Below are 16,624 nucleotides of genomic sequence, written 5' to 3'. Positions count from 1 at the left end.
TTATCAAACTGAACGGCTACTTTACCACTGGAGAGCGTATTGAAAACAGCCCAGCTTCTGGAGACGCTGCAAAATCAGCTGTCCACCCTGCGCGCGCAGGCTACGCCGTTAATGGGGCATGCTACGCTGAAGCCGCGCTTTGACCGGCAGCTTTTTCGTACCCGCAGCACGCGCATCCAGGATTATGTTGCTGAGGCGCAGACAAATCTTGATGAGTTGCGCCATGCGGTTGAGAACAACCAACAGCAACAGGTCGCCTGGCTTGCGGAACATCTCACCGAGCAGATCACCGCCCTGCACCGTGAAATGACCGCCTGGCCGCTACGCGTCTGGGACAGCGCGTCGCCGGGTCTCGGTAAATGGCAACGCAAGCGGCTGGAGAACCAGGAGTTTGCACGCCGTCTGTTTGAGATGAAGCAGGAGCGGGAAACGCGCCTGAACGCAAGCGAGACGCTGGAAGAGCAGCAGTTATTAATGCGAGAGATTAGCGCCCTCGAGGGCCGCATCGTTCGTTGCCGTCAGGCACTGGATGAAATTGAACGCGTCATTGAACGTCTGACCCGTTAACAGGATCCGTAAATGTCACTGGAAAATGCACCCGATGAGGTCAAGCTGGCCGTCGATTTGATTATGCTGCTGGAGAATCATGACATCCCCGCCCAGACGGTGCTGAAAGCACTTGAGATAGTGAAGACGGATTTTGAAGGCAAGGTGAAGGCCAGTCGCCTTCACCCTGCCCCTCTCCCACCGGGAGAGGGAACCTGAATTACGCCGGGGTAGGATCGTCACCCTGAATCTCGCGCTTCACTTCCGTATGCTCATCACCTTTCTCGTTACGCAGGTGAACTTCAAGCTGGTTGAAGGCGATGTTAATGTTATTTTCACGGCACAGACGATCGATAGTGCGGTTCAGCTCATCCACGGTGTAGCTGCGATCGCGCAGCTCACGCACGTATAACCGCAGCTCGTGATCCAGCGTGCTCGGCCCGAAGGTGGTGAAGAACACATCTGGGGCGGGCTCGTGCATCACCTTAGGATGCGATTTCGCGGCTTTTAACAACACCTCTTTCACTTTATCCAGATCGGAGCCGTAGGCAACACCCAGTCGAATGACGACGCGCGTTGTGGTGTCAGAGAGCGACCAGTTGATCAGTCGCTCGGTGACGAACGCTTTGTTCGGGATGATCACCTCTTTGCGATCGAAGTCGGTGATGGTGGTGGCACGAATACGGATCTTGCTGACCGTTCCCGAGAAGGTGCCGATGGTGACGGTATCACCGATACGCACCGGACGTTCGAACAGGATGATCAGACCGGAAACAAAGTTACCGAAGATCTCCTGCAAGCCAAAACCGAGACCGACAGAGAGCGCGGCCGCCAGCCACTGCAGTTTATCCCACGAGACGCCAAGCGATCCAAAGACCGTCATCGCCCCGACAATAATAATGACGTAGTTGAGGATGGTGGTGATGGCATACGACGCCCCCTGACGCAGGTTCAGACGCGACAGCACCAGCACTTCAAGCAGGCCTGGCAGGTTTCGAATCAACGCCCAGGCTACCACTGACGACACCAGAGCAAAGAGCAAGCTGCCCATGGTCACGCTTTTCATTACCGCGGCGCCCGCTTCGGTGCCGTTGTATTGCCAGAGGGTGATACTGTCGAGGTAGGCAAAGACGGTGATTAAATCAGACCAGATCGCCCAGAACATCACCGCAAACAGCGCGATCATCACCAGCATGGTGATACGCAGTGTCTGCTGGTTAACCTGCTCCAGCGCGATGGTTGGCTCTTCCTGTGGCTCCGCGCCTTCGGCCCCCTCCTTCACCTGATGCTGGCGACGCGCGATGGCACGACGATAAGCGATGCGGCGAGCCGCCACGCTCAGGCCACGCAGTACGGTCTGATAGAGCAGGTTCCAGACGATCACCAGATAGACGGTTTCAATCCAGCGTCCGGACAGGCGCAACGTGGTATAGAAGTACCCCGTCGCCGTGAGCACCATCAGTGCCAGTGGAATAATCGCCAGTACCGTCACGGTGGCCAGACGAATGTTGTGAGACTCTTTATCCCGCCAGCTGTCGCGGCACATCGGCCACATCAGGATGGCAATGAGCAGCAGGTTCAGCAAAATAACCAGCTGGCCCATGACATCGTCCATCAGGTGCAGCGGAGACAGCTCAGCGACGACGGACCAGAAGTGCAGCGGCAACAGCGCCAGGCTGACGCGTACAATCTGACGACGCCAGTGGCTGGTCAGTTGCGCAGGCATGTTGAAATGACGCACCGCAACGCCGTCTTTTTCCAGCACTTTCCAGCACACGCCAAACACCAGCCAGAACAGGGCCAGTTTTTTACTGAACGCCCACAGCAGGTCGCTGATGTTGAGCTGCATCGTCAGCAGGATAAGCCCCACCGCCAGAATAATCAGGCAGACCGGCAGCGCGCGGATCAGATCGATCAGAATCGCTTTTGGCGTGTGCAGCTGGCTGTCGTTACGCAGTTGCCCCACTTCAGACGCCAGCTTATCCTGGTATTTCTTCAGCCAGCCCAGACGCCAGCGGATCAGGCCAGCAATCAGCAGCAGCGGGAGCCCCGCCAGGAAGGCAATCATCACCGCAGGCCAGGCTTTCTCCCAGTTTACGGTGATTTTCATGCTCTTAATCTGCGCCTTCAGCGTTTCAGGGAAGGATTTAATCCAGTCCCAGTCCATCGGCTTATTGCTGTTAACCCAGAAAATCTGCTGGGTCAGGATCTCCTGCAGACTTTTCGACACGCTCACCAGCTGTTGCTGGTTGATCTGCAGGTTAATCGCCATCATCAGCTGGTTGCCGAGCTGTTTGTTGAGCTGGTCGAGCAGCTCGCGGCGCATATCCACAACCTGCAGCAGAGCGTCGTGAACTTCCGGGTTCACTTCACTGGAATGGCCTTCTTCCAATTTGGCGACAAACGTATCGCTCTGGAAAAGGGCGTCGCGCTGCTGGTTCACATCGAATTGTTCCAGACGCAAATCCGCAATGCGGTTGGTCATGTCCTCGAGCTCATCGGCGGACGGCAGCGTCTGCTGTTGCTGGTAGAGAATACGCGACAGCAGCAGGCTGCCTTTCAGAACCGCAATCTGCTCTTTAATGTTGCGTTCAGCCTGCAGCGCGCGGTCCAGCCAGTTTTTCACTCTGATATTTTGCTGAACCAGCGAGTTACCGCTTTCTGTTGCCAGTATCAGGCGCTGGCTCAGCTGATGGTTAGCCTCGAGCTCCTGTTTCACCAGCGGGTTCGCCTGAATGCGGGCAGTTTCGTCCGGTGAGACGGCTTCCTGAGCCGTTTTCTCCGTCAGCGTAAGGCGCTTACTGTTAACCGCCTCCTGCAACAGCTGAAGCTGATGTTCCAGACGATTAATGTTCGCCGTTACGTAGTCGCGCTGCTTCTGGAGCGTATCCTGCAGCACCGTATTCCCTTCCAGGCTTTTACGCTGCTGTTCGATTTGTGCATTCAGTAAGGCCTGCTGCACCAGCAGCAGCGTTTGCTGCGTTGGGCGCAGGGTGCCTTCGCCAACCGACGTACCGTTCAGACGGTTGCGGATCTGCTGCAGCTGCTGAGAGGCGGCGTACATCGCATTTTGCACGCGCTCGGGCTGGGTTTGCAGGGAGACAAGCTGGCTGTTGTACGTACCGAGATCGGACTGCGCCGTTTGCAGATCGTCGAGCAGCTGTGCGACGCGCGATTCCAGCTGACGCAATGACAGGGTCGCGAGCGTTTTACGGGTTTCGTCGTCATTATCCACATCGCTCAGGGCATTCAGCGATTCCGTGGCCTTACGCATGTTTTCAGGCGCCTGCGCCACTTTCTGCCGAAGCTGTGTGGTTTCCGCTTTAACACGCTCAATTTTATCAAGCGTTTCCAGCGTCTCCGTCAGATCCTGCTGAACGAGCTTATCCAGAGCAGAGAGATCTTTTTGTTTATTCAGGGTGTCGAGTTGCGACTGAACATCACTGCGTGAAGGGATGTCATTGTTGTTATCGGCGCGGGCCCAGGAAAGCGGTGCCGTTGCGAAGAAAAACAGCGTCGCCAATAAAAATACAAGAACAGGATGTTGCGAGCGATTGGTGTGCAGCATAGTTGTGAATGATGTCAGAAGATGACCGAAAATAGTCCGGCGTGCAGGATATCACGCTCGCCTGAAGCAGAATAGCGCGAACGTGAGCCTCTAAGAGAAATCCTGGAATCGCGTCAGGCTGTTAGCGAGCCTGACTTGCCATGCAGCGTCGGGGAGAGCTGGCACATCTCCAGGAAAATAGCGACATAGCTGCGGGCTTCGTTCTTCAGGTCAAAGGAGTCCGGGGCGAAAAGCCAGTTTTCCATCAGGCCGGAAATATAACTGCGCATCAGGACAGCCGCCCGTCGGGTCATTAACGTCGCCGGCAGCTGGTTCGCCTGCATGCACTGGGTGAGGACCTGTTCAATGCGATCGTAGCTTTCCAGACACAGGCTGCGCTGCGCCTGCTGGACGACCGCCATCTCTCCGACCAACTCGCATTTATGGTAGATGATTTCCATCATTAACCTGCGACGTTCTTCAACTACCGTTGCTTCAAGGATATATACTAATATTTCTCTTAATACTGAGAGTGGATCCTCGGGGAATTTTGCCCGATACTCAGTCTCAAGATCGCTAATGCTGGACTCTGAGAGTTGCCAGATTTCACTGAACAGATCTGTCTTGTCTTTAAAATGCCAGTAAATCGCTCCCCGCGTGACGCCCGCGGCCTGAGCAATCTGCGCCAGCGAGGTTGACGAAACACCCTGCTGAGAAAACAAACGCATAGCCACATCCAGAATGTGTTGTCGGGTTTCAAGCGCTTGTTGTTTGGTTTTTCGTGCCATACGTTAGTGAATTTACAGGAGTCAGATTTACATACATTTGTGAATGTATGTACCATAGCATGACGATAATATAAACGCAGCAATGGGTTTTTGGACTCAGGACCATTGATCAATTTGAAATCGGACACTCGAGGTTTACATATGAACAAAAACAGAGGGTTAACGCCTCTGGCGGTCGTTCTGATGCTCTCAGGCAGCTTAGCGCTAACAGGATGTGACGACAAACAGGCTCAACAAGGAGCTCAGCAGGTGCCAGAAGTTGGCGTGGTGACGCTCAAGTCCGAACCTCTCCAGATAACGACAGAATTACCGGGCCGTACCAGCGCATACCGCATCGCAGAAGTGCGTCCTCAGGTGAGTGGTATCATCCTGAAACGTAACTTCACCGAGGGTGGTGAAGTGAAAGCTGGCGAGTCTCTGTATCAGATTGATCCGGCAACCTACCAGGCCTCCTATGAGAGCGCGAAAGGCGATCTGGCGAAAGCAGAAGCTGCAGCCAAAATCTCCCAACTGACGCTGAACCGTTATAAAAAACTGCTCGGTACCAAGTACATCAGTCAACAGGATTATGACACTGCCCTGTCTGATGCACAGCAGACCAACGCCGCCGTGATTGCCGCGAAAGCTGCAGTGGAAACAGCGCGTATCAACCTCGCCTATACCAAAGTGACCTCCCCAATCAGCGGTCGCATTGGTAAATCTTCCGTCACGGAAGGGGCGCTGGTGCAGAACGGTCAGACCAACGCGTTGGCTACCGTGCAGCAGCTTGATCCGATTTACGTTGACGTGACCCAGTCCAGCAACGATTTCCTGCGCCTGAAACAAGAGCTGGCAAATGGCACGCTGAAGCAGGAAAACGGTAAAGCCAAAGTGGAGCTCGTGACCAATGACGGTATCAAGTTCCCGCAGGCAGGCACACTGGAATTCTCCGATGTGACGGTCGACCAAACCACCGGTTCCATCACCTTACGTGCGATTTTCCCGAACCCGGATAAGACACTCTTACCTGGTATGTTCGTTCGCGCGCGTCTGGAAGAAGGCACCAACCCAACCGCACTTCTGGTGCCTCAGCAGGGTGTCACCCGTACGCCACGTGGCGACGCGAGTGCACTGGTTGTCGGGGCTGATGACAAAGTCGAAACGCGCAACATCACTGCCACGCAGGCGATTGGCGATAAATGGCTGGTGACGGAAGGTCTGAAAGATGGCGATCGCGTGATTATTACTGGTTTGCAAAAAGTTCGTCCTGGCGCGCAGGTCAAAGCACAGGAAGTGAAATCTGACGATAAACAACAAGCTTCGGCCGCTGGCCAGTCAGAACAAACCAAGTCTTAACTTAAACAGGAGCCGTTAAGACATGCCTAATTTCTTTATCGATCGCCCCATATTTGCATGGGTGATCGCCATAATCATCATGCTGGCTGGGGGACTTGCGATCCTGAAGCTGCCTGTCGCGCAATATCCAACGATTGCGCCACCGGCGGTAACAATTTCCGCAACCTACCCCGGGGCTGATGCAAAAACGGTGCAGGACACCGTGACACAGGTTATCGAACAGAACATGAACGGTATCGATAACCTGATGTACATGTCCTCAAACAGTGACTCAACCGGTACGGTACAGATCACCCTGACCTTCCAGTCAGGTACTGATGCTGACATCGCGCAGGTTCAGGTCCAGAACAAACTGCAGCTCGCCATGCCGTTGCTGCCACAGGAAGTACAACAGCAGGGTGTGAGCGTCGAGAAATCGTCCAGTAGCTTCCTGATGGTTGTTGGCGTGATCAACACCAACGGCACCATGACGCAGGAGGATATTTCCGACTACGTGGGCGCCAACATGAAGGACGCCATCAGCCGTACGTCTGGTGTGGGTGACGTTCAGCTGTTCGGTTCTCAGTACGCGATGCGTATCTGGATGGATCCGAACAAACTGAACAACTTCCAGCTGACGCCGGTGGACGTGATCAACGCCATCAAAGCGCAGAACGCCCAGGTTGCCGCCGGTCAGTTAGGCGGTACCCCGCCGGTGAAAGGCCAGCAGCTTAACGCCTCGATCATCGCACAGACCCGTCTGACCTCCGCCGATGAGTTCAGCAAAATTCTGCTGAAGGTGAATCAGGACGGTTCGCAGGTTCGTCTGCGCGACGTGGCGAAAGTGGAACTGGGTGGCGAAAACTACGACATCATTGCGAAGTTTAACGGCAAGCCGGCTTCCGGTCTCGGGATCAAACTGGCGACAGGTGCTAACGCCCTGGACACCGCGACGGCTATCCGTGCGGAACTGAAGAAGATGGAACCGTTCTTCCCGTCCGGCCTGAAGATCGTTTATCCGTATGACACCACGCCGTTCGTCAAAATCTCGATTCACGAAGTGGTTAAAACCCTGGCAGAAGCGATCATCCTGGTATTCCTGGTCATGTATCTGTTCCTGCAAAACTTCCGCGCGACGCTGATCCCAACCATCGCCGTACCGGTCGTATTGCTCGGCACCTTCGCCATACTGGCCATCTTTGGCTACTCGATAAACACCCTGACAATGTTCGGGATGGTGCTCGCCATCGGCTTGCTTGTGGATGACGCCATCGTGGTGGTAGAAAACGTCGAGCGTGTCATGGCGGAAGAAGGTCTACCGCCGAAGGAAGCAACCCGTAAATCCATGGGCCAGATCCAGGGCGCGCTGGTCGGTATCGCGATGGTACTGTCTGCGGTATTTATCCCGATGGCCTTCTTCGGCGGCTCAACCGGTGCAATTTATCGTCAGTTCTCCATCACCATTGTCTCGGCGATGGCGCTGTCGGTACTGGTTGCATTGATCCTGACGCCTGCACTGTGTGCCACCATGCTGAAACCTGTTCAGAAAGGCGGTCACGGCGAGCATAAAGGGTTCTTCGGCTGGTTTAACCGCATGTTTGATAAGAGCACGCATCACTACACCGACAGCGTGGGTAACATCCTGCGCAGCACCGGTCGTTACCTGCTGCTCTATATCATCATCGTGGTGGGTATGGCCTATCTGTTCGTTCGTCTGCCAAGCTCGTTCCTGCCAGATGAAGACCAGGGCGTGTTCCTGACGATGGCACAGCTGCCGGCGGGTGCCTCGCAAGAACGTACCCAGAAGGTGCTGGATGAAGTAACGGATTACTACCTCACCAAAGAGAAAGCTAACGTTGAATCCGTGTTTGCGGTTAACGGCTTTGGCTTTGCGGGTCGTGGTCAGAACACCGGTATTGCCTTCGTTTCTCTGAAAGACTGGTCAGAACGTCCGGGCGAAGAGAACAAAGTTGAGGCGATTACTGGCCGTGCAATGGGCACGTTCTCACAGATTAAAGATGCGATGGTCTTCGCCTTTAACCTGCCAGCGATTGTTGAACTGGGGACAGCGACAGGTTTCGACTTCCAGCTGATTGACCAGGGTGGTCTGGGTCATGAAAAACTGACACAGGCACGTAACCAGCTGTTCGGTGAAGTGGCGAAACACCCTGACCTTCTGGTCGGCGTGCGTCCTAACGGTCTGGAAGATACGCCTCAGTACAAAATCGACATCGATCAGGAGAAAGCGCAGGCACTGGGCGTTTCCATCAGTGACATCAATACCACGCTGGGCGCGGCCTGGGGCGGTAGCTACGTCAACGACTTCATCGACCGTGGTCGTGTGAAGAAAGTGTACGTGATGTCAGAAGCGCAATACCGTATGTTACCGAACGATATCAACAACTGGTACGTTCGCGGCAACAACGGTCAGATGGTGCCATTCTCATCCTTCTCTACGTCGCATTGGGAATACGGTTCGCCGCGTCTGGAACGTTATAACGGGCTGCCATCCATGGAGATCCTGGGTCAGGCCGCACCAGGCCGAAGCACCGGTGAAGCCATGAACCTGATGGAAGAGCTGGCAGGTAAACTGCCTGCGGGTATCGGCTATGACTGGACCGGTATGTCCTACCAGGAACGTCTGTCCGGTAACCAGGCCCCTGCCCTGTACGCCATTTCACTCATTGTAGTCTTCCTGTGTCTGGCGGCACTGTATGAGAGCTGGTCGATTCCGTTCTCCGTTATGCTGGTGGTGCCACTGGGGGTTATCGGTGCGCTGCTTGCGGCAACGTTCCGTGGATTAACCAACGACGTGTACTTCCAGGTGGGCCTGCTGACAACCATTGGCTTGTCGGCGAAGAACGCGATACTTATCGTTGAATTCGCCAAAGATCTGATGGAGAAAGAAGGTAAAGGCCTGATTGAGGCGACCCTTGACGCGGTGCGTATGCGTCTGCGCCCAATCCTGATGACATCACTGGCATTTATCCTCGGGGTAATGCCGCTGGTTATCAGTACCGGTGCGGGTTCCGGTGCACAGAACGCCGTCGGTACAGGCGTTATGGGGGGTATGGTTACCGCAACCGTACTTGCTATCTTCTTCGTTCCGGTATTCTTCGTGGTGGTTCGCCGCCGCTTTAGCCGCAAGAATGAAGATATTGAGCACAGTCATTCGGTAGAACCGCACTGATACCGGTTTCACATGATAAAAGGCCGCATTTGCGGCCTTTTTCTTTTTCAGAAAAAAATCATAAAATAGGCTTATTGTGCTTCTATTTATTTCCTGCCGCCTACAATGACATATCATAATTAAGTGATAACGTAATCGCTGAATTCAGGATTTTTTTAATTTCATTTCCCTGCTTAAGTGATTAGGAATATTCCTAACTATATCTTCAGACAAAGAGAACTCCGGATTTGGACATCTTAGGATTGTTTACGCTAAGCCAATGAAACGTAAGGGAGCGAAAAAAGTTCCGCGTTAATCTGGATAAAAATGTTTAGTTCTGAAGGCACATTTGCGTAAAGGCTCGCAGTCAGTGCTTTTATTTGTAATTTTTCGTAATAGCGCGGTGAAATCTTGATCAGAGTGGATTATAGTTAGAGTTATCAGGAACACAGCACCCGTGCGGCTAAGTATGTTGTATCCATCCCGACATGATGTTCGGTGAGTAAGAAATCACTCAGAAGGGGATGCGCTATGGACGAGTACTCGCCAAAAAGGCATGATATCGCGCAGTTGAAATTTCTCTGCGAATCCTTGTACCATGACTGCCTTGCCAATCTTGATGAAAGTAACCATGGCTGGGTAAACGACCCAACGTCTGCCATCAATTTACAGTTAAACGAGTTGATCGAGCATATTGCAACCTTCGCACTTAATTATAAAATTAAGTACAATGAAGATAATAAGCTGATTGAGCAAATTGATGAATACCTGGATGACACCTTTATGTTGTTCAGCAGCTACGGCATTAATGCGCAAGATTTGCAGAAATGGCGTAAATCGGGCAACCGACTATTTCGTTGCTTCATCAACGTGAGCAGAGCTAACCCCGTTAGTCTTTCCTGTTAAAATTATTACAATTAGTAAGGTAAATTTATGTCTGAAAAACCACTCACAAAAATCGATTATTTGATGCGTTTGCGACGCTGTCAGTCAATAGACACGCTTGAACGTGTAATTGAAAAGAATAAATACGAGCTTTCTGATAATGAACTGGCGGTATTTTATTCAGCGGCTGACCACCGTCTTGCTGAACTGACCATGAATAAGCTGTATGACAAAATCCCAACGTCCGTGTGGAGATTTGTCCGTTAATCTTTGAAGTGTGTCTGTAGAGGTTCTACGCCACTTTCTCAGCTGTATTCAACTTTCTGGCTATACCCTCCTGCCCCAGTGCAGGTCTCCGTGTAAAACGTGCTCATCCGCAATATTATTGTGATTATAGTCACAGTGGTTTTCCGGGAACGTTCCCCTGTTATCCTGTTCCGATTACCCTACGGTAAAGACGACCAGTAAGGTTCCCAATGAGCATAGAAAAGCAGAAGATGATTGCAGGTGAACATTACCGCCCTGGTGATGAAACATTACGGGCCGACCGATTACGCGCCCGACACCTGGTTCACCGTTATAACCACACTGCACCTGATGAGAAACTCGAACGCCAGAACATTCTGGCGGAACTCCTCGGGCAAAGCGAAGGGGCCTATATTGAGCCGAGCTTCCGCTGTGACTATGGATATAACATTTATCTGGGCAAAGAATTTTACGCCAATTTCGATTGCGTGATGCTGGATGTCTGCCCGATACATATTGGCGACAACTGCATGCTCGCGCCAGGGGTGCATATTTACACGGCAACCCATCCGCTGGACGCCGACGCGCGTAATAGCGGCGTGGAGTTTGGCAAGCCGGTGACCATCGGCAACAACGTCTGGATTGGCGGACGTGCGGTTATTAACCCGGGCGTTACGTTGGGTGATAATGTGGTGGTGGCCTCTGGCGCTATCGTAACGAAAGACGTCCCGGCGAATGTCGTCGTCGGCGGCAATCCGGCAACAATCATTAAACGGCTGTAAAGTGACGGGGAGTCAACTGTTATGGTCTTTTAGCGCCTGACTGTTACTTTTTTCAGCCAAATGGCTCCCCTAAAATTGGCAGACATCCTGTATTGTCAATTCTCATAAAGGCAAAAAATGACCGAGATACAGCGCCTGCTTACTGCCACCATCGACGATCTTAATCACCGCGAAAAGCGCGACAATCGCCCGCGCTTTAGCATCAGCTTTATTCGCAAACATCCTGGACTGTTTGTCGCAATGTATGCCGCCTGGCTGGCGACACTGATTGTGATGCTGAAGTCCGAAACTCTGGTGGACTCCGTCTGGCTGCTTGTCATTCTGTTTGTGGTGTTTAACGCCTTTTTCTTTTTTGACGTTAATCCCCGCTACCGCTACGAAGATATCGACGTCCTTGATTTCCGGGTTTGCTATAACGGTGAATGGTATAACACGCGTTACGTGCCGCCGGAGCTGATCGAAAGCATCATGCACTCCCCCGCGGTTGAAACAGTGCAAAAAGAGAAGCTGCAGAAGATGGTATCCACCAAAGGTCAGCTCTCTTTTTATGATGTCTTTACCCTTTCCCGTCCTGCTGCTGTGTGATTACAGCCTGTATGCGTCGGATACCCGACACAAACTGAGAAGCAGAGGTATTGCCGTAACCTAACACCAGACCGGTTTGCCCCTGCTTCGGCTCCAGGTAATACCCGCTCAGTGCAGCGGGTGCCAGCTGAAACGCCCTCGCCTGCTCGACCACTTTTTGGTCGTCGATGCCGTCTATTGCCAGCGTCAGATGCATCCCCCCTTCGCCCGCCAGAATGCGATGCGGGGTATGAAGCTCAGCACTCAGCGCCTCACGCAGCTGTCGGTAGCGCTTACGGTAGAGCCGGCGCATGGCGGCAAGGTGGCGGGCATAATGTCCTTCCTCAATAAACAGCGCCAGGGTTCGCTGTTCGGCGCGATGCCCGCCACGCAGCAGCGCGCCAATGGCCGGACGGGCCGCTTTTGCCAGCGCCGGGGGTAACACCATGAACCCCATTCTCAGCGACGGAAAGAGGGTTTTGCTGAAGGTACCAAGATAGACAACCGGCGCATTGTTGACCATTCCCAGCATTGCGGGCACGGGCTCACCGGAATAACGAAACTCGCTGTCGTAATCATCTTCAATAATCCAGGCGTTATGCTGCCGGGCCAGATCCAGCAGCGCCAGGCGTCGCCGCGCACTGAGCACGCTTCCGTACGGAAACTGGTGCGAAGGTGAGGTGAAAATAAGCGCAGGGGACGGCGTATCCAGCCCTTCCCAGAACATGCCTTCGTCATCAACCGGCATCCCCGTCATGACTAAGCCCGCTTTGGCAAAGGCGCTTTTAGCCCCACCATAGCCAGGATCTTCCACCCACGCGACGCTGCCGGGTTCGCTCAGCAGCATCGTGCAAAGGTTTACCCCCTCAAGCGCGCCTTCGGTCATCACTATCTGACTGGCATCGCAGTCAATGCCGCGCGAAAGGGCAAGGTGGCGGGCAATGGCCGCCCGCAGCGACGGCTCCCCGGCAGGATCGCCATACCCTAAGAGCGCGCTGCCCTCTTCACGCAGAACCCGGTCGTACAAGCGCCGCCACAGCGGCAGGGGAAAGTAGTTGATGGCCGGTGTTCCCGGCGTAAATGCCGGAACCGGGGTATCACGCGGCACCGGCGCAGGCAGCGAGGCGACCCGGGTGCCGAGCGTGATGGCAGAGTCCGGCAATGCCTGAACGAGCGTACGCTGCGCCAGCTGCGCTACCCGCGTCCCCAGGCGGTTACGCAGCAGATACCCTTCAAGCGTCAGCTGTTCCAGCGCCGCATTGACGGTATTCCGTGAAAGCGAGAGCTGCTGAGCCAGCATTCGCGAACCGGGAAGCCGGCTCCCGGCGTGTAGCTTGCCGCACAGTATCGCCTCACGCAGTGCATGATACAGCGCGCGCTGCAGCGTCTCTTCCCCCCGCGCTTTCAACGCGGCATTCAGCAAAGTATAAAATTCATCGCCCGGTATGTTCATCTCGCCTCCCGTGGTACCACCAAAACATAGCTGAGTGGCACTTTTTAAGGAACCAGTAATTCACTAGTCTGGCGTTCTTATCAACGTCACGGACAGTAAAATGAAAACATTCAACGAGTTTGGACAGCCAGTAGGCGAGGCGCTTATCGACTGGCAACCCCGCCAGCACCCTTCACGTGTGGTGCTTCAGGGCCACTATTGTCGCCTTGAGCCGCTGCGGGTGAAGCACGCTGAGGCGTTGTTCAGCGCGTATTCTCTGGCCGAAGATACCCGCAGCTGGACGTGGCTGTTGCGTGAGCCGGATGCCAGCGCAGAGGCGTTTGCAGGGTGGGTAGAGAGCGTGCGTGACTTATCCGATCCGATTCACTTTAGCGTTATCGACAACCAGACCCAGTCTCCGGTCGGCACGCTGGCTCTGATGCGGATCGATCCAACCAACGGCGTTGTGGAGGTGGGACATGTTCATTTCTCCCCGCTGCTCAGCCGCACGCCGATGTCGACGGAAGCGCAATATCTGCTGATGCGATACGTGTTCGACACCCTTGGGTATCGTCGATACGAGTGGAAGTGCAACAGCCTGAACGCGCCTTCGCGCAAGGCGGCACTGCGTCTTGGCTTTCAGTTTGAGGGGCGTTTTCGTCAGGCACTGGTCACGAAAGGTCATAACCGGGATACCGACTGGTTTTCGATTCTCGACAAAGAGTGGCCGGCGCTGGCGAGTGCCTTTGAAGGCTGGCTTGCCACCGGCAATTTTACTGCCGATGGCAACCAAAAAAGATCCCTGGAAAGCTGGCGCGAAGCACGCGTCTAGCGTCTTTTCTTACGTCCCTGAACCGCCTTAAAGCGCGGATTGGATTTGCAAATCACGTATAAGCGTCCCTTGCGTTTGACTATCTGGCAATCCGGGTGACGCTGTTTTGCACTGCGCAATGAGTTAAGTACCTGCATGGTTATCCCCGCTTCGCATTAAGAAAGCCGCCGAAACGCTTACGGAAGCGCGCCGCACTGCCATCCGTCGAGAACGTTTTCTGCTTGCCGGTGTAGAACGGGTGCGATTTTGAAGAGACCTCGATGGTGATATACGGATATGTTTCACCGTCGAGTTCAATTTCGCGGTCGGTCTTAATGGTTGAGCCGACTTTAAAGTATTCATTAGCACTGGTGTCGTGGAACACCACGGTGCGATAGGCTGGGTGGATATCTGGTTTCATCGTAAACTCTTTATGTTTTGTTATAACATAACAAAATGATATCTAACCCCTGCTGAAAAAACAACCCCTCTGCCCCGACGATATTTTCTGTTGTGCCGTAAATCATGACCTGCGCGTGCTATAACTTTATCATTTAGCGGTAAAATCTTTCTCCTCTGGCAGGTTTTTCAGCGCCCAGGAGCGGGCATAAGAGGAAGGAAACAGCACCATGAAAACCCGACATCTGGTCAGTCTGGTGACCGGCGTACTTATCATTGCGGTACTGGTTCCGATTAGCCTGAGCATCTGGCTGGCACATCGCCAGGCGGAAGATAAGTTTGTCGATGCGCTGGATAGCTATGCCTCACGCGTGCTGATACGTACCGCCAGGGTGGTGGATGATGCAAAGGAAGCGCTCAATAACCTGCAGACCTTTAAAGGGCTCCCCTGTAGCGTTATGCATTTAAGGGAGATGCGGCGGGTCGCTTTTTCATGGCGTTATGTTCAGGAAGTTATTTATATCAACAATCTTGAACCCCTTTGCTCGTCCCTGGAACAAACCAGTCAGTCGGCCCCTTTCCCGCCGCCCATGCGAATCACGGAAGATGGTTATGGCACATGGCTCACCACGCAAAACGATCTCGGTTTTAGCCGCTACATGGCGGTCCTGGGTCGGGGCCACTATCTGGTGCTGGTCGATCCTGCCTCGCTTGTCGATGTGATCCCTTTCGGTGAGATCGCCACAGATGCCGCCCTGGTGGGCAGCAAATCACATCTCATTTTTGCCAGCAGCAGCAAGCTCGATCCGCATATCCGCAATCTGGTTAAGGTTCAGGGCGTCACCCGCATTCAGTACAACGGCTCGATATACATTATGAAGCCTGTTCCTGAACTGGGGTTTACGGTGGTCGCCTGGGCGGCGTTAAAACCGCTGGCTGAAACCTGGCACAAGCAACTTCTCATCTGGCTGCCGTTCGGCATACTGATAAGCCTGCTTGCCGCACTCTTTGTTTTACGACTGCTGCGTCGCATCCAGTCGCCACGCAACCGCCTGCTTGACGCCATTAACAACCGGGAATTTGTGGTGCATTACCAGCCCATTATTGAACTCTCTAGCGGGAAGATTGTGGGCGCAGAGGCGCTAACCCGCTGGCCCCAGCCTGACGGGAGCAGCCTTTCACCGGATATTTTTGTGCCGCTTGCTGAGCAAACGGGGCTCATCTCGCAGCTGACGCATTTGGTCATTGAAAAGGTGTTTGAGGATATGGGCTACTGGCTGCACCTTCATGCCGGGCAGCATATTTCCATTAACCTCGCGCCGGCCGATTTGACCTCGGGAAAACTTCCGCCACTGTTGAGTCACTTAATGAATAAGTGGAAAGTCCATCCGCAACAGATCGCCCTTGAGTTAACCGAGCGCGGCTTTGCCGATCCTAAAATCAGCGCACCGGCCATCGCCGCCTTTCGTCATTCAGGCCACGCAGTCTATATTGATGATTTCGGTACGGGCTATTCCAGCCTGAGCTACCTGCAGGATCTGGATGTCGACACGCTAAAAATTGATAAAGCGTTTGTGGATGCACTGGAATATAAAAACGTGACGCCACACATTATTGAAATGGCGAAATCGCTGAAGCTGGCGATGGTTGCGGAAGGCGTGGAGACCGAAGGGCAACTCGCCTGGCTACGTCGTCACGGCGTGCAGTATGGGCAGGGTTGGTACTACAGCAAGGCGTTGCCGAAAGCGGACTTTATTCTTTGGGCGGAAGATAACCTCAAAACACATCCTACTTAAGATAGGATTTGATCACCTGTAACACGACGCCAAGATCGGCTTCGCGCTGAGCTTCTTCAGGCTCTTTCACCACATGATCGGTGAGATGACCTTCGATCACCTGCATCATCATGCCGTTTACCGCGCCGCGGATCGCCGCCAGCTGTTGTAACACGTCGGCGCATTCGTGGTCGCTATTGAGCATTTTTTCCAGGGCAGCGCTTTGCCCCTGAATTTTCTTCAGGCGAGTCAATAACATCTTCTTGTCGCGAACCGTGTGTGACATCTCTGTCTCCCTTATCGTATGGCTTTTAAAGCATATCATGCTCTACTCCCCCTGAGTATTTTTCTACTGGGGGGTAGTAT

Annotated in this window: 16 protein-coding genes; 10 read left to right on the top strand and 6 right to left on the bottom strand. The window is 53.6% G+C overall.

Annotated features, from left to right (window positions below; genetic code table 11):
* Positions 1-39 precede the first annotated feature (39 nt).
* Together priC and rsmS are read left to right on the top strand one after the other, a co-directional pair.
* Entirely contained in the window at positions 40-567 is a 528-nt protein-coding gene (gene priC / locus QRN24_RS00905) for a primosomal replication protein N'' (protein WP_086463099.1), read from the top strand.
* 12 nt (positions 568-579) lie between these two features.
* Positions 580-765, top strand: a complete 186-nt coding sequence (rsmS, locus tag QRN24_RS00900; RefSeq protein ID WP_020885184.1) for a pleiotropic regulatory protein RsmS — start codon at positions 580-582, stop codon at positions 763-765.
* Position 766: 1 nt separating this feature from the next.
* Here rsmS and mscK read toward each other — a convergent pair whose 3' ends face one another.
* Both mscK and acrR read right to left on the bottom strand, forming a co-directional pair.
* On the bottom strand, positions 767-4,114 hold the full coding sequence (gene mscK, locus QRN24_RS00895; protein WP_014168907.1) for a mechanosensitive channel MscK: 3,348 nt from the start codon (positions 4,112-4,114) through the stop codon (positions 767-769).
* 113 nt (positions 4,115-4,227) lie between these two features.
* Positions 4,228-4,881 carry a multidrug efflux transporter transcriptional repressor AcrR gene (gene acrR / locus QRN24_RS00890; RefSeq protein WP_014168906.1) on the bottom strand — a complete coding sequence of 218 codons (654 nt, stop codon included), beginning with the start codon at positions 4,879-4,881 and terminating at the stop codon, positions 4,228-4,230.
* Positions 4,882-5,022: 141 nt separating this feature from the next.
* On the opposite strand from acrR, the gene acrA reads away from it, so the two are divergent.
* The 6 genes from acrA (at position 5,023) to QRN24_RS00860 (ending at position 11,862) form a co-directional block, all read left to right on the top strand.
* Positions 5,023-6,216, top strand: coding sequence for a multidrug efflux RND transporter periplasmic adaptor subunit AcrA (gene acrA / locus QRN24_RS00885; protein WP_020885186.1), 1,194 nt, complete (start codon positions 5,023-5,025; stop codon positions 6,214-6,216).
* A 22-nt stretch (positions 6,217-6,238) separates the two neighbouring features.
* Positions 6,239-9,385 carry a multidrug efflux RND transporter permease subunit AcrB gene (acrB, locus tag QRN24_RS00880; RefSeq protein WP_014168904.1) on the top strand — a complete coding sequence of 1,049 codons (3,147 nt, stop codon included), beginning with the start codon at positions 6,239-6,241 and terminating at the stop codon, positions 9,383-9,385.
* A 510-nt stretch (positions 9,386-9,895) separates the two neighbouring features.
* Positions 9,896-10,270, top strand: a complete 375-nt coding sequence (gene tomB / locus QRN24_RS00875; RefSeq protein ID WP_020885187.1) for an Hha toxicity modulator TomB — start codon at positions 9,896-9,898, stop codon at positions 10,268-10,270.
* 27 nt (positions 10,271-10,297) lie between these two features.
* A complete protein-coding gene (gene hha, locus QRN24_RS00870) occupies positions 10,298-10,516 on the top strand; it encodes a hemolysin expression-modulating protein Hha (RefSeq protein ID WP_014168902.1) in 219 nt (72 codons plus the stop codon).
* Positions 10,517-10,725: 209 nt separating this feature from the next.
* On the top strand, positions 10,726-11,277 hold the full coding sequence (gene maa, locus QRN24_RS00865) for a maltose O-acetyltransferase (protein ID WP_020885188.1): 552 nt from the start codon (positions 10,726-10,728) through the stop codon (positions 11,275-11,277).
* Between the two features lie 117 nt (positions 11,278-11,394).
* Positions 11,395-11,862, top strand: coding sequence for a YlaC family protein (locus QRN24_RS00860; RefSeq protein WP_020885189.1), 468 nt, complete (start codon positions 11,395-11,397; stop codon positions 11,860-11,862).
* On the opposite strand, the gene pdxR is transcribed toward QRN24_RS00860, so the two are convergent.
* Positions 11,834-13,294, bottom strand: a complete 1,461-nt coding sequence (gene pdxR, locus QRN24_RS00855; protein ID WP_284942219.1) for a MocR-like pyridoxine biosynthesis transcription factor PdxR — start codon at positions 13,292-13,294, stop codon at positions 11,834-11,836. The genes QRN24_RS00860 and pdxR overlap by 29 nt on opposite strands.
* 100 nt (positions 13,295-13,394) lie before the next feature.
* Between pdxR and QRN24_RS00850 the strand changes: the two genes are divergently transcribed.
* Complete coding sequence (locus QRN24_RS00850) at positions 13,395-14,105, top strand: GNAT family N-acetyltransferase (RefSeq protein ID WP_284942218.1); 711 nt, start codon at positions 13,395-13,397, stop codon at positions 14,103-14,105.
* Here QRN24_RS00850 and ykgO read toward each other — a convergent pair.
* Complete coding sequence (ykgO, locus tag QRN24_RS00845) at positions 14,102-14,242, bottom strand: type B 50S ribosomal protein L36 (RefSeq protein ID WP_003859006.1); 141 nt, start codon at positions 14,240-14,242, stop codon at positions 14,102-14,104. The two genes, QRN24_RS00850 and ykgO, sit on opposite strands and share 4 nt — an antisense overlap.
* A gap of 2 nt (positions 14,243-14,244) precedes the next feature.
* Complete coding sequence (locus QRN24_RS00840; RefSeq protein WP_010428154.1) at positions 14,245-14,505, bottom strand: type B 50S ribosomal protein L31; 261 nt, start codon at positions 14,503-14,505, stop codon at positions 14,245-14,247.
* 208 nt (positions 14,506-14,713) lie between these two features.
* Between QRN24_RS00840 and pdeB the strand changes: the two genes are divergently transcribed.
* On the top strand, positions 14,714-16,279 hold the full coding sequence (gene pdeB / locus QRN24_RS00835; RefSeq protein ID WP_284942217.1) for a cyclic di-3',5'-guanosine monophosphate phosphodiesterase PdeB: 1,566 nt from the start codon (positions 14,714-14,716) through the stop codon (positions 16,277-16,279).
* Here the strand turns inward: pdeB and QRN24_RS00830 are convergent.
* Positions 16,272-16,544 (bottom strand): metal/formaldehyde-sensitive transcriptional repressor, encoded by a 273-nt coding sequence (locus QRN24_RS00830; protein ID WP_020885193.1) that lies wholly within the window; start codon positions 16,542-16,544, stop codon positions 16,272-16,274. The two genes, pdeB and QRN24_RS00830, sit on opposite strands and share 8 nt — an antisense overlap.
* Positions 16,545-16,624 lie beyond the last annotated feature (80 nt).

The organism is Enterobacter sp. MEB024, from assembly GCF_030209635.1.
GTDB lineage: Bacteria > Pseudomonadota > Gammaproteobacteria > Enterobacterales > Enterobacteriaceae > Enterobacter > Enterobacter ludwigii.
Note: the sequence above shows the minus strand (reverse complement) of the source record. Positions and strands in the feature narration are given on the sequence as shown.

Bases quoted from the DNA above. Each gene is read 5' to 3' on its own strand.
- rsmS (WP_020885184.1), top strand. From the start codon at position 580: ATGTCACTGGAAAATGCACCCGATGAGGTCAAGCTGGCCGTCGATTTG.
- mscK (WP_014168907.1), bottom strand. From the start codon at position 4,114: ATGCTGCACACCAATCGCTCGCAACATCCTGTTCTTGTATTTTTATTG.
- acrR (WP_014168906.1), bottom strand. From the start codon at position 4,881: ATGGCACGAAAAACCAAACAACAAGCGCTTGAAACCCGACAACACATT.
- acrA (WP_020885186.1), top strand. From the start codon at position 5,023: ATGAACAAAAACAGAGGGTTAACGCCTCTGGCGGTCGTTCTGATGCTC.
- acrB (WP_014168904.1), top strand. From the start codon at position 6,239: ATGCCTAATTTCTTTATCGATCGCCCCATATTTGCATGGGTGATCGCC.
- tomB (WP_020885187.1), top strand. From the start codon at position 9,896: ATGGACGAGTACTCGCCAAAAAGGCATGATATCGCGCAGTTGAAATTT.
- hha (WP_014168902.1), top strand. From the start codon at position 10,298: ATGTCTGAAAAACCACTCACAAAAATCGATTATTTGATGCGTTTGCGA.
- maa (WP_020885188.1), top strand. From the start codon at position 10,726: ATGAGCATAGAAAAGCAGAAGATGATTGCAGGTGAACATTACCGCCCT.
- QRN24_RS00860 (WP_020885189.1), top strand. From the start codon at position 11,395: ATGACCGAGATACAGCGCCTGCTTACTGCCACCATCGACGATCTTAAT.
- pdxR (WP_284942219.1), bottom strand. From the start codon at position 13,294: ATGAACATACCGGGCGATGAATTTTATACTTTGCTGAATGCCGCGTTG.
- QRN24_RS00850 (WP_284942218.1), top strand. From the start codon at position 13,395: ATGAAAACATTCAACGAGTTTGGACAGCCAGTAGGCGAGGCGCTTATC.
- ykgO (WP_003859006.1), bottom strand. From the start codon at position 14,242: ATGCAGGTACTTAACTCATTGCGCAGTGCAAAACAGCGTCACCCGGAT.
- QRN24_RS00840 (WP_010428154.1), bottom strand. From the start codon at position 14,505: ATGAAACCAGATATCCACCCAGCCTATCGCACCGTGGTGTTCCACGAC.
- pdeB (WP_284942217.1), top strand. From the start codon at position 14,714: ATGAAAACCCGACATCTGGTCAGTCTGGTGACCGGCGTACTTATCATT.
- QRN24_RS00830 (WP_020885193.1), bottom strand. From the start codon at position 16,544: ATGTCACACACGGTTCGCGACAAGAAGATGTTATTGACTCGCCTGAAG.